This is a genomic window from Stenotrophomonas sp. YJH_SMC_94-11 (genome assembly GCF_059370435.1).
Genome location: NZ_JCAFTR010000009.1, coordinates 65,275 through 78,319 on the forward strand (window position 1 = coordinate 65,275; position 13,045 = coordinate 78,319).

General features: G+C 66.7%; 4 protein-coding genes. 1 reads left to right on the forward strand and 3 read right to left on the reverse strand.

All coding sequences use genetic code 11. The features are described 5' to 3' along the window. Positions 1-26: 26 nt before the first annotated feature. Both AC5P74_RS15670 and AC5P74_RS15675 read right to left on the reverse strand, forming a co-directional pair. Positions 27-713, reverse strand: coding sequence for a hypothetical protein (locus AC5P74_RS15670; protein ID WP_495204985.1), 687 nt, complete (start codon positions 711-713; stop codon positions 27-29). After that, positions 710-1,120, reverse strand: a complete 411-nt coding sequence (locus AC5P74_RS15675; RefSeq protein ID WP_305366805.1) for a DUF3592 domain-containing protein — start codon at positions 1,118-1,120, stop codon at positions 710-712. Before AC5P74_RS15675 ends, AC5P74_RS15670 begins: the two co-directional genes overlap by 4 nt. A gap of 312 nt (positions 1,121-1,432) precedes the next feature. Here AC5P74_RS15675 and AC5P74_RS15680 point away from each other — a divergent pair, with 312 nt between their 5' ends. Beyond that, on the forward strand, positions 1,433-1,876 hold the full coding sequence (locus AC5P74_RS15680; protein ID WP_495204986.1) for a GNAT family N-acetyltransferase: 444 nt from the start codon (positions 1,433-1,435) through the stop codon (positions 1,874-1,876). Positions 1,877-1,933: 57 nt separating this feature from the next. Here AC5P74_RS15680 and AC5P74_RS15685 read toward each other — a convergent pair whose 3' ends face one another. Further along, a complete protein-coding gene (locus AC5P74_RS15685) occupies positions 1,934-12,823 on the reverse strand; it encodes an autotransporter-associated beta strand repeat-containing protein (protein WP_346607296.1) in 10,890 nt (3,629 codons plus the stop codon). Positions 12,824-13,045: the final 222 nt, after the last annotated feature.

The following is a 13,045-nucleotide window of genomic DNA, read 5'->3' on the forward strand; positions in this document are numbered from 1 at the left end:
CAGGCTGATTGAAGCGTAGGGATCCATTACGCCGTGTGCTCTGCATTGAGCGCTACCCGCCGCCTGATACGTGCGGCAACACTGCCCGCCAGCTGCATATCTACCTCACTCATATCCATCGGCGGCAATGCCAAGCGCTCCGCAACCTGCTCGGTCACTGTGGCATCGTCCATGCGCGAGCGCACCGCATTGCCGAGGCGGACAAAGAACCGGCTGGCCAATTCTTCGGCACTCGCCGACTGCCGATTGTCCACGCCCGCATTCTCCGCCAGAGAGAACAAGGCAAAGGCTACTGCCAGGCTATCAACCACTTGCTCCAGCAACTGCCCATAGGCCTGGCTGGCAGCTTCACTTGCAATGGCGTTCTTCGCACTCAGGCAGTCTTTCGCAACCTCGGCCAGTTCCAGCTCCAGGCGAGGCAGTTCAGCCGCAATCTCACCCTCCATTGCCTCATATTCCTCAGCCAGCGAGAGCGCCGACCGCTCGTTGGCGCGCAGCTTCTGAATGTCGCGGGTCAGCGTGCCATCGCTATCTTGATTGGATCGAAAAATTGGCCCCTCTCTCCGCCAGATAAATGAAGAAGCCGCCCAGTGGGCGGCTTTTTTGTTTGGCTGGCGGGAATCGTCGCAGGTACTACCGGACTGAACAGGGCCTGCCGTCGTGGCCGGTCCAACGGCCCGCCCGCCGACGGCGCGCGATCCGCCGCAGGTCATCTGCGCCGGAGCAGTCCCCGCACGCAGGCGCCGACGAACGCCAGCCCCAGCAGCACCCACACGACCGTCATTCCCCACAGCGCACCGAACGTGTCCAGGACCGGATCCAGCCGCGGTTGCGCCGGGTCGTACAGCACGCGTACCGGCTGCCCAGGCTCATAGCCGAAGATCATGCCGCCCTGCGGATACGAGACGCGTTGGCCGGTCGCGGTGGTGAACGCGACCTGCGGATGCGATCCGCCGGCGTTCAGGCGCTCGACCTGGCCATCAACGGCCTGCGCGACCTCCAGGAACTCAAGACGATGTGTCACCTCGAAGGTGGCCACAGCAAGGATCAACAGACCCACCACGCCAAACAGCAGACCGCGCATGAGCTGGGCAGTCCGGAAAAAAGAAGGGTCGGGCATCGCTGGGCAGCTCCGTTGCAGGCGGGAAGACGAATGGGGCCGGCGGATCCTGCCGCGCGGTCAGTCCCACGTGTGGAAAGCATAGCCCAGAAGCCACTGCGCCCCACTGCACGCCATCGCCACCGGATGCGCCTCGCCATTGCCCGCCACCGACGCACCCGCCTGGTTCAGGCGCCTGCATTCCGCACGATCATTCGAGTGGGGACACGTTACCTGTAAAGGGATTGGCATCGCTCCATGTACCCTTGAACTTTCGCCCCCTCCCAACGTCTGGACGGTTGAAATGCAGCCGGGCAACTCCACGCATTTCCCATGAATCTCCGCCTCTACCGCCCCGCCGATGCCAGCGCCTGCCTGTCGATTTTCGACAGCAACGTACCCACCTACTTCGCGCCCGAAGAGCGCAGCGACTTTGAATGCTTCCTGCGCGAACAGCCCACGGACTGTGCATTCCAGGTGATCGAGCGCGATGGAAACGTCGTCGCCTGTGGTGGCCTCTCGCGCCGTAGCGACGGCAGCGCCGGCTTCTGCTGGGGCATGGTGCAGCGCGCGCTGCACCGCCAGGGACTGGGCCGCGAACTGGCACTCGCGCGCCTGCACCAGGCTGAAAGCGATCCGTCGATCGACCGCATCGCGCTCAGCACCAGCCAGCACACCCAGGGCTTCTATGCCGGCCTGGGTTTCCAGGTGACGCGCATCGTGCCCGATGGGCATGGCGCCGGGATCGACGCCGTTGAAATGGAGCGGGAGCTCTAGCGCTCCCGCCCCGGTGCCATCCACGAAGGGCGTGGATCTACCGCAGGCATCCCCTGCTCAGAACCCGACGCGCAGGTTGATCTGCCCACCCACATCGCGGCGGCCATCGCCATGCTGGCCCTGTACGAACATCGACAGCTGGCTGTTGCGGCCGAGGCCGACCGCCACGCCCACCTGGCTGACCAGGGCATTGCGTGCCATCACCGCGCTGTAGACATCGAAGGCATCGCCACCGACCGCAAAGCGGTTGCGGCTGGCCACATCGGTATCCCCCGACGCATGCTGCCAACCCAGGCCGACCGTCAGCTGCGCCGGGAAGCGCTCGCCGCTGCCCACGTCCCAGCGCCCACGCACGCCCACGGTGCTGACATTGAGCGTGTCCTTGCCGCCTTCCAGCACCAGTGCCGCGCTGCCGCCCTGCTCCACCGCACGATCGCTGTCGACCCAGTGCTTGGTGAACTGCACATAGGGCTGCAGCTGGGTCCTGCCGTGGGTCCATGTCCAGCTGCCTTCCACCTGGGCGATGGTCACATCGGAATCCTGGCGGCTGTACAGGGTCTGGCCCAACAACGGCACTTCACGCGTGGCGCGCGTGCGGTAGTCACCGCGCGACACGCTGCCACCCACCGCAAAGCCGTTGTTCCACTGCCCCTGTGCATACAGGCCGAACGTGTTGCCACGCAGGCGGGCACGCGAGCTGCGATCATACAGCCGCGTATCCAGCCGTTCGTTGCCGGCCGCTGCACCCAGCACCACATGTTCGCCCAGCTGCCAGTCGACACCGGCCATCAGCGCATTGCGATTGGCGCGGATCTCATCGCCATTACCGTCGCCATCCTGCCTGAACACCTTGCCACTGCCGGCCAGCCAGGCCGAAGCGCGCTCGCCACGCACGGTCGGCAACTCGCTGCCGAGTCGCTGGCGGATGCCTTCTTCCAGGTAGTTGTCGTACAGCAGCACCGCGCGGCTGGCCGCGTGCACTTCACCGGAGAGCTGTTCAAATGCGCTGCGCGCAGTGCCGGCGTCATACATCAGCACCGTGTTGTACAGGCCCAGGGCCGCGCCACTCTGCGGCAGGCTGTCCAGCGCCGCGGCGGTGTTGTACTGGTTGCGCGTGTTGGCCACGGTGGTGAACGCTGCGGTCTGTGCCACGTCGATCTGCAGGTTGGCCGTGTTGGCGGTGTAGACCGGGGTGATGGTCAGGAAGGCCGACGGCGAGGTTGCCGAGGCGAACTGCCCACTCACGCCACCGCCCGCATTGACCACCGTGTACTGCTGGCCCTGCTGGTAGCTGGTGCTCGGCGAAATGGTATTCACCCGCACGGTGCTGCCGCCCACATTCGCGCTGCCGCCCACCTGCACCGTGTCGCTGCCGGTGGCGCCCAGGTCGATGCCCAGCGTGCTGCCCGGTGACAGGTTCAGATTGCCGCCCACCGTGATCGTGCCGGTGCCATTGCCTGCACCACTGCCATTGCCCGCGCCATTGCCCGGCGACAGCACGCCGCCGCTGGACACCGTCACGCCACCGCCGGTACCCCCGATGGTGCCGGTGCCGGACAGCGTCGTACCACTGCCGATGGTCCACTGGCCGCCGATCGTGCCGGTGACATTCAAACCGCCGCCGGTGACCTGGCCGGTGCCGCTGAAGCCACCACTGTTGCCGCCCAGATTCAGCGTGCCCGGGCCGGCCTGCACGATGCTGCCGCCGCCGGTGATGCTGCCGCCAAGCGTGGTGGTGCCACCGGTGTTGATGACCAGGCCGCCGTTGTTGGTGATGTTGCCGGTGATCGAGCCACTGGCCCCACCGTTGCCGACCTGCACGGTGCCGCCGGCATTGATGGTGGTGCCGCCGGTATAGGTGTTGTTGCCGGTCAGGGTCACGGTGCCGGTACCGGCCTGGGTCAGGCCGCCACTGCCGCTGATGGTACCGCCCACCGTGGTGTTGCCGCCGACGTTGAACACCAGGCTGCCGTTGTTGCTGACATTACCGGTGATCGCACCGCTGGCGCCGCCATTGCCGACCTGCAGTGTGCCGCCGGTGTTGATGGTGGTGCCGCCGGTATAGGTGTTGTTGCCGGCAAGGATCACGGTACCGGTGCCCGCCTGGGTCAGACCACCGCTACCACTGATGGCACCGCCGACGGTGGTGGTGCCGCCTACGTTGAACACCAGGCTGCCGTTGTTGGTGACGCTGCCGCCGATGGCACCGGTCGCACCGCCATTGCCTACCTGCAGCGTGCCACCCGCGTTGATCGTGGTCGGGCCGGTATAGGTGTTGTTGCCGGTCAAGGTCAGCGTACCGCTGCCGGCCTGGGTGAGGCCGCCACTGCCGCTGATGGTGCCGCCCAGCGTGGTATTGCCCGCCACGCTGGACACCAGCGTGCCGTTGTTGGTGACATCACCGACGATTGAGCCCGTTGCCCCGCCATTGCCCAGCTGCAGCGTACTGCCGGCGTTGATGGTCGTGCCGCCGGTATAGGTGTTGGTCCCGGTCAGCAGCAGCGTACCGCTGCCGGCCTGGATCAGGCCGCCGCTGCCACTGAGGGTGCCGCCCAGCGCGGTGTTGCCGGCCACGTTGGAAATCAACGCGCCATTGTTGGTGATGTCGCCGGCGATGGCGCCGGTCGCGCCGCCGTTGCCCACCTGCAGCGTGCCGCCGGTATTGATGGTGGTCCCGCCGGTGTAGGTGTTGTTGCCCACCAGGGTCAGCACACCACTGCCCGCCTGGGTCAGGCCACCACTGCCGCTGATCGCACCGCCGACCGTGGTGTTGCCCGCAACGTCGAACACCAGGCTGCCGTTGTTGGCAACGTTGCCGGTGATCGCGCCGGTCGCACCGCCATTGCCCACCTGCAGCGTGCCACCGGCATTGATGGTGGTGCCGCCGGTATAGGTGTTGTTGCCGGTCAGGGTCAGCGTGCCGCTGCCGGCCTGGGTCAGGCCGCCACTGCCGCTGATGGTGCCACCGAGCGTGGTGTTGCCGGCCACGTTGGATACCAGCGCACCGTTGTTGGTGATGTCGCCGACGATCGCGCCGGTCGCACCGCCGTTGCCGATCTGCAATGTGCCACCGGCATTGATCGTGGTTCCACCGGTGTAGCTGTTGTTGCCGGTCAGCACCAGCGTGCCACTGCCGGCCTGGGTCAAGCCGCCGCTGCCGCTGACCACCGCGCCGACGGTGGCCATCGTACCCAGGTTGTAGACCAGGCTGCCGTTGTTGGTGATGTCGCCCAGCACCGAACCGGTGCTGCCGCCGCTGCCGATCTGCAGCGTACTGCCACCGTTGATGGTGGTGCCTCCGGTATAGGTGTTGTCGCCACTCAGGGTCAGCGTGCCGGTACCGCTCTGCACCAGGCCGCCGGTACCACTGAGCACGCCGGCGAAGGTCGTGCTGCCGTTGTTGCCGCCGGTGGTCAGGGTTGCACCGCCCAGCACCACGCTGGAACCGGTCACGCCAGCGAGGCCTCCGATGCTCTGGCTGCCACCGGCGCTGATATCCAGCGTACCGGCACCGGCCAGGTTGACCGTGCTGGCACCGGACAGGCTGCCACCGGCCGCCACCGCCAGCGTGCCACTGTTGATGGTGGTGGCACCGGTATAGGTACTCGCACCGCCGAGGGTGACCGTCGCCGCGCCATCCTTCAGCAGGCCGCCAGCGCCGCTGATCGGGCCGTTCAAGGTCAGTGCGTTGCTGCCGCCCAGAGTCAGCGTGCCGCTGGCCAGCTGCACGGTGTTGGCCAGCGTCAGCACGCTGGTGCCATCCAGGCTGGCGTTGCCGCCTACGGTCAGCGCACCGGTTCCCAGCGAACCGTCGTTGCCCAGTAGCAGGCCACCGGCATTGAGGGTCACACCGCCCGTGAAGACGTTGACGCCAGTCAAGCCCTGGATGCCTGCGCCGTTCTTTACCAGCCCCCCCGCCCCTCCGATGGTGCCGGCGAACGTGGTGTTGCCCACGCCATTGAGGGTCAGCGTGCTGCCACCCAACGCCACTGAAGAGCCTGCCACGCCTGCCAGCGAACCGATCGCCTGCGCGCCCCCCGCACTGATGTCGAAGGTGGTACCGGCGTTGGCCAGGTTCACCGCACCCGTCGCAGCGAGGCTGCCACCGGCGCCGATCGCCAGCGTGCCGGCATTGATGGTGGTGCCACCGGTGAAGGTGTTGGTGCCGGTCAACGTCTGGGTACCGGAGCCTTCCTTGATCAGCCCACCGGAGCCGGCCACCGAGCCACTGAACGTGCCATTGGTGGCGTCTCCGATCGTCAGCGTGTTGGCGCCCAGATTCACCGTGCCGTTGCCGATCAGGGTACCGAACTGCTGCGTGCCGCTTCCTGCCGACAGATCGAAGGTCGCCCCCGAGGCCAGGTTGACGATGCCACTGGCGTGCAGGCTCGCGCCCGCACCCAGTGCCAGCGTACCAGCGTTGATGTTGGTGCCGCCGGTGTAGGTGTTGGTGCCGTTCAAGGTCAGCGTCGCGGCACCCTCCTTGGTCAGGCTGCCGGTACCACTCAGGTTGCCGTTGAGGGTGAGGTTGTTGCTGCCCAGGACGGTCAACGCGTTGTTGAGGATGAAGTTGTTGCCGAGGATGACCGCAGTGTTCGAATCGAGCGTAGCAGCGCCTCCGACCGTCACCGTACCGGTGCCCAGCGCAGCATTGTTGCCGACCACCAGGCCACCGGCGTTGAGCGCCACGCCACCGCTGAAGGTGTTGGCGCCATTGAGCGTCTGCACGCCCCCACCGTTCTTGATCAGGCCGCCACTGCCGCCGATCACACCGCTGAAGGTGCTGTCCGCGGTGCCGCCCAGAGTCAGCGTGCTGCCACCCAGCGCCACCGTGCTGCCCGCCACGCCGGCCAGCGAACCGATGGCCTGGTTACCCGCGGAGATGTCGAGCGTGCCCGCACCGGCCAGGTTCACCGCGCCGGTTGCGGCGAGGCTGCCACCGGCACCGATTGCCAGTGTGCCGCTGTTGATGGTGGTCCCCCCGGTGTAGGTGTTGGCACCGCTCAGGGTTACGGTGGCCGCACCGTCCTTGATCAGCCCGCCCGTGCCGGAAATCACGCCCCCCAGTGTCAGCGCCTGGCTGCCGAGCAGATCGAGGCTGGCACCCGCTGCCAGCCCGATGTTGTTGGCAAGGCTGACGCCGGTCGTTGCATCCAGCGTCGCGTTGCTTCCGACCGTCAACGCACCGCTGCCGAGCGCAGCGTTGTTGCCGACCACCAGGCCACCGCCGTTCAGTGCAACGCCACCACTGAACAGGTTGGCGCCACCCAGCGTGAGGATGCCGGCGCCATTCTTGACCAGGCCACCGGTGCCGGAAATCGCGCCATCGAAGAGGCTGTTGCCGACACCACCAAGTGTCAGCGTCTGTGCGCCCAGGCTCACCGTCGAGCCGGCCACGCCGTTCAACGATCCGATGGTCTGGTTGGCCCCTGCGGTGGAGATGTCAAAGCCGGTGCCCGCAGCGCTCAGCGTCACCGCGCCGGTCGCGGCCAGGCTGCCGCCCGGACCAATCGCCAGCGTGCCAGCGTTGATGAAGGTGCCGCCGGTGTAGGTATTGGCACCGGTCAGCGTTTCGATGCCCGCGCCCACCTTGGTCAGGCCACCGGTGCCTGCGATCGAGCCACTGAAGGTGCCATCGGTGGCGCCGCCCACTTCGATCGAGTTGGCGCCGAGGTTCACCGTACCATTGCCGACCAGGGTGCCGAACTGCTGCGTGCCGCTGCCGGCAGACAGGTCCAGCGTGGCACCGGTGGCGAGGTTCACGGTACCGCTCGCCGCCAGGCTGGCACCGGCGCCCAGCGCCAGCGTGCCGGCGTTGATGTTGGTGCCACCGGTATAGGTGTTGGCGCCGTTCAAGGTCAGCGTCGCGCTGCCATTCTTGGTGAGGCTGCCGGCCCCGGACAGGACGCCGTTGAGCGTCAGTGCATTGGTCCCGAGCACGGTCAGCCCGGCGTTGAGCGCGATGTTGTTGACCAACGTTGCCAGGCCGGTGGTATCCAGCGTGGCGGCACCACCTACAGTCAATGCGCCGGTGCCCAACGCCGCATCATTGCCAAGCACCAGTCCGCCCGCGTTGAGCGTTACGCCGCCGCCAAACGTGTTGGCTCCGGACAGCATCTGTACGCCCGCGCCTGCCTTGATCAGACCGCCGCCGCCACTGATCACGCCATCGAACGCGGCGTTGCCGGCCGTACCGAAGGTGAGCGAATTGCCGCCCAGCGCCAAGGTGCTGCCACCCGCACCGTTGAGCGCGCCGATGGTCTGGCTGCTGCCGGCGCCGGAAATATCAAAGCCAGCGCCTGCACCCAACGTGACATCACCGGCTGCAGCAAGGCTGCCGCCCGTGCCCAGCGCCAGCGTGCCGGCATTGATGGTGGTACCGCCGGTGTAGGTGTTGGCACCGGACAGCGTCAGCGTGGTGGCACCATTCTTGACCAGGCTGCCATTGCCGCCGACCACGCCCGACAGCGTCAGCGCATTGCTGCCCGGCAACGTCAGTACGACGCCCGAGCCCAGCGTGACCGCATTGCCGAGTGTCACTGCCGCGCCCGCGTCCAGCGTGGTACTGGCATTCACCGCCAGCGCGCCGGTACCGAGCGCACCATTCGCACCGACCACCAGGCCACCGCCGTTCAAGGTCAGGCCGCCACCGAAGGTATTGGTGTTGTTGAGGGTCAGCAGGCCCGCACCGTTCTTGATCAGGCTGCCATTGCCGGCCACCACGCCACCGAGGGTGAGATCGTTGCTGCCACCCAGGGTCAGCTGCGTACCGGCACCGAAGTTCACTGCGTTGGCCAGGTTCAGCGCCACGGTGCTGTCCAGCGTGGTCGTGCCACCAATGCCCAGTGCACCGGTACCGAGTGCGCTGGCGTTGCCGAGAACCAGGCCACCGTCGTTGAGTGCAAGGCCACCACTGAAAGTATTGGCACCGGACAGCGTCTGCACGCCGGCACCGGTCTTGATCAGGCCGCCGGCACCATCGATCACGCCGGCAAAGCTGCCATTGCTGGCGCCGCCAAAGGTCAGCGACTGCGCGCCCAGCACCATATGGCTGCCTGCCACGCCATTCAGCGCGCCGATGGTCTGCGCCGCACCGGCTGCGGAGATGTCCAGCGTTGCACCGGCACCGGCAAGATCCACCGCTCCGGCCGCGGCAAGACTGCCGCCCGCCCCCAGCGCCAGCGTGCCGGCATTGATGGTGGTGCCACCGGTATAGACGTTGGCGCCGGACAGGGTGAGGCGGGCCGTGCCGTCCTTGATCAGCCCACCGGCCCCGAATACCGGACCGGAGAGCGTCAGGTCATTGCCGCCCAGCACGGAGAGATTCGCACCGGCGGCCAGGCCGATGAGGTTGCCTACGGTGAGTGCAGACGTTGCATCCAGCGAAGCGTTGCCGCCCACGTCCAGCTGGCCGGTACCCAGTGCCTGCGCATTGCCCAGCTGCAGCAGGCCCGCGTTGAGGCCGACACCCCCGCTGAAGGTGTTGGGTCCATTCAACGCCAGCGTGGCCGTACCATTCTTGACCAGACTGCCAGTGCCACTGATGAGACCGCCCAGTGACACGTCCTGGCTGCCCAGCAGATCCAGCGCCGCGCCTGCCCCGAGGTTGACGTTGTTGGCGAGGTTCAGCGCTACTGAACTGTCCAGCGTGGCAGTGGCGCCCACCGACAGTGCACCGGTGCCCAGTGCGCCGGCGTTCCCCAGGAACACGCCGCCGCCGTTGACGGTGAGCCCACCACCGAAGCTGTTGGCGCCGTTGAGGGTCAACGTGCTGGCACCGTTCTTCACCAGCCTGCCGGTACCGGACACCACGCCACCCAGCGTGATCGCCTGCGAGCCCGGCAACGACAGCGCCGCACCCGCGCCCAGGTCAACATTGTTGGTCAGGCTCAACGGGGCGCTGCCATCGAGCGTGACGTTGCCGCCGATGCCCAGTACTCCGGTACCGAGCGCGCCGCTGTTGCCCAGCAGCAGGCTGCCGGCGTTTGCGTTCAGTCCACCGCTGAAGGTGTTGGTGCCGTTCAAGGTCAGTGTCGACGCGCCATTCTTGACCAGGCTGCCGGTGCCAGTGATGTTGCCGCCCAGAGTCAGGTTCTGGCTGCCCGGCAGGGTCAGGGCCGCGCCGAGGTTGATCGCATTGCCCAAGGTGAGCGCTGCAGTGGTGTCCAGCGAACCGTTGCCACTGACGGTCAGCGCACCGCTTCCCAGCGCACCGGCATTGCCCAGCACCAGGCCACCGGCCGCAAGATTCACCCCACCGCTGAAGGTATTGGCGCCGGTCAGCGTCTGCACGCCACTGCCCTGCTTGACCAGGCCACCGGTGCCGCCGATCACGCCAGCGAAGGTCTGGTTGGTGGCATCACCGAAGGTGAGCGTACTGCTGCCCAGTGCCAGGGTGCTGCCCGCCACACCGGACAATGCACCGATGGTCTGGTTGCCACCCAGCGCGATATCCAGTGCGCTGCCAGCGCCGGCCAGGCTGACCGCGCCGGTCGCCGCCAGGCGCCCACCACTGCCCAATGCCACCGTTCCGGCATTCACCGCCAGCCCACCGGTGAACGTGTTCGCGCCGCCCAACGTCAGCGTGGCAGCGCCGTTCTTGACCAGGCTGCCGCTGCCGCCAATGACACCCCCCAGCGTCAACGCGTTCGAGCCCAGCACATTGAGCGAACCACCGGCGCCCAGTGTGATGCCATTGCCCACGGTGAGCCCGGTGCTGGCGTCGAGCGATACCGCGCCGCCGACGTTCAGTGCGCCGGTTCCCAGTGCACCGCCGTTGCCCAGCACCAGGCTGCCGGCGTTGAGCGCCAGACCGCCGCCGAATGTATTGGCGCCGTTGAGGGTCAGTGACGATGCACCATCCTTGATCAGGCCACCCGCGCCGCTGATCACCCCGTTGAACGTCAGCGCCTGCCCGCCAAGCAGATTCAGGCTGGCACCCGATGCGAGGCTGACAGCATTGGTCAGCGCCAGCGCCGTGGTGCCGTCGAAGGTGGTGTTGCCGCCGACAGAGAGTGTACCGCTGCCCAGCGCGGCGGCATTGCCCAGCAACAAGCCACCGGCGTTGAGCGCAACACCGCCCGTGAGGCTGTTGACGCCCGACAGGGTCTGCACACCGGTGCCGACCTTGATCAGGCCGCCGGTGCCTGCGGCGAACGCGCCGCTGTAGCTGGTATTGCCCAGCCCGCCCAGGGTCAGGGTGTGGCTGCCGAGGTTGACCGAACCGCCGAGGCCGGCCAGCGAGCCGATGGTCTGGTTGGCCGCCGCCGAAAGATCCAGGCTGGTGCCAATGTCCAGCGAGATCGCACCGGTGGGCGACAGGCTGCCGCCCGCGCCCAGCGCCAACGCGCCCCCGGCCAGGTTGAAGCTGCCGCTCAGCGAATTGGCACCGTTCAAGGTCAGCGTGCCGGCACCGTTCTTGGTCACGTTGCCGGCACCGGATATCGAGCCACTCAATGTCAGCGCATTGCTGCCCAGCAGGTTCAGCGAGCCCCCGCCATTGATCACCAGGTTGTTGCCCAGGTTGAAGCCCGCCGTCGTATCCAGCGAGGCGCTGCCACCGACGGTCAGGTTGCCGCTGCCGAGTGCACCGGCATTGCCCAGCAGCAGGCCGCCGGCATCGAGGTTGACGCCACCGGAGAACAGGTTTGCGCCGCCGAGAGTAACAATGCCGGTGTTGTTGACCGTCAGCCCACCAGCGCCAGAAAGCACGCCATTCAAGCCGAACGCATTGGTCCCGGCCAGGGATAGATTGCCGCCGAGGCTGAACGCATTGGCCAGGTTCAGACCGGCCGTGGAGGATGCGATGGCACCGCCGTTGACCGTGAACTGCCCTGTGCCGAATGAACCGGCATTGTTGAAATTGACCAGGCCATCATTGAGCGTCGTCAGGCCGGATCCGCCCCATGCGCCCTGCAGGTTCCAGGTACCGCTGTTGACGGTGAGCTTCTGGAAGTTGAGGTACTGGTTCCAGCCCAGTGTGGTCACCGCTCCGCCGGTGCCGGACCCCGGACCGCTGACGACGTTCTGCAACACCAGCGTGTTGTTGGCCGCACCACTGCCGGTACCGGCGTCGACCGATCCCGCAGCCGCAACCCTCACCCCGGTAACACCGGTAATCACGCCGGCAACAGCGCTGCCGCCACCGGTCACAACGCTGGAACCCGACACTGCGGTGAAGGTATTGCCGCCGGTCGAATCACCCAGGTGAACGCTGCCACTGACCGCCCCCGCATTGAGGAACGTATTACCGCCAGAAGCGCCCAGGCCGACACGCCCTTCGATGGTGCCGGTGTTGGTCACATTGGCTGCCGCACCACCGTAGGCCACCACCGTGGTCGCGTCGGAAACGCTGCCTGTGCCGATCAACGACGTGCTGATCAGGCCGGCGTTGTTGATGGTGGTGGTGCCGTTGACATTCTGCGCCACCAGCGCCTGCCCACCGAAGCCCAGCAGCGTTGCGATGTTGACGACACCCTTGATCTGTCCGCTGGCGTTGTTGTTGACGACGATCGCGCTGTTGTTGGCAGAACCATTGCCGATGACCAGGCCGGGCGAGGCAAGGACGATCGAGCTCGGATCGATCGTGCCATCGTTGTTGACCGTCACGTTGTCGCCGGTCAGCGTTGCTGCGTTGCCTCCACCTACGAACGGCGGCGTACGCAGCAACGCACCTGCGGCAATGTTCAGCGTGAGGCCGCTGGTCGCGTTGGAGTAGTTGTTGATGTTGGTGGTGCTGTCGCAGTTTACGGTCGTGGTGCCCGTACACGCCGCGAGTGCCGATCCGCTGGCCAGTGTGGCGGCCAGTGCCGCCGCCAGCTGGTGCGCCCGCAATCGCGGCACCCGCCCTGCGCCGACCGCGCTTCCGCCGGGATTCCGGGTGACCTCCGAAGCAACCTGCATTACCCCAAGGGCGCGATTGAAAACCAGACGGTAAATGCGGTTCATCGGCAAATCTCCATGAAAAGACCGGATGGCACAGCTGGCAGGTTTTTCGAGACAATGCGGTCCACCCCTGCTCCCGATACGGGAACAAGGCCTGAAGGCATTAACTCCTGAAAATCTTCACATCTTCACGTGATCGCACCCCGGGACAGGTACGTCAGCGTGTCCACCAGGACGAAAACTCCCCGATTTCGCCCGACGAATGGCGGCACTGTGCGACCGGCC

Excerpts from the sequence above, each read along its gene's own strand:
- AC5P74_RS15680 (WP_495204986.1), top strand. The coding sequence starts at position 1,433 with ATGAATCTCCGCCTCTACCGCCCCGCCGATGCCAGCGCCTGCCTGTCG.
- AC5P74_RS15670 (WP_495204985.1), bottom strand. The coding sequence starts at position 713 with ATGACCTGCGGCGGATCGCGCGCCGTCGGCGGGCGGGCCGTTGGACCG.
- AC5P74_RS15685 (WP_346607296.1), bottom strand. The coding sequence starts at position 12,823 with ATGAACCGCATTTACCGTCTGGTTTTCAATCGCGCCCTTGGGGTAATG.
- AC5P74_RS15675 (WP_305366805.1), bottom strand. The coding sequence starts at position 1,120 with ATGCCCGACCCTTCTTTTTTCCGGACTGCCCAGCTCATGCGCGGTCTG.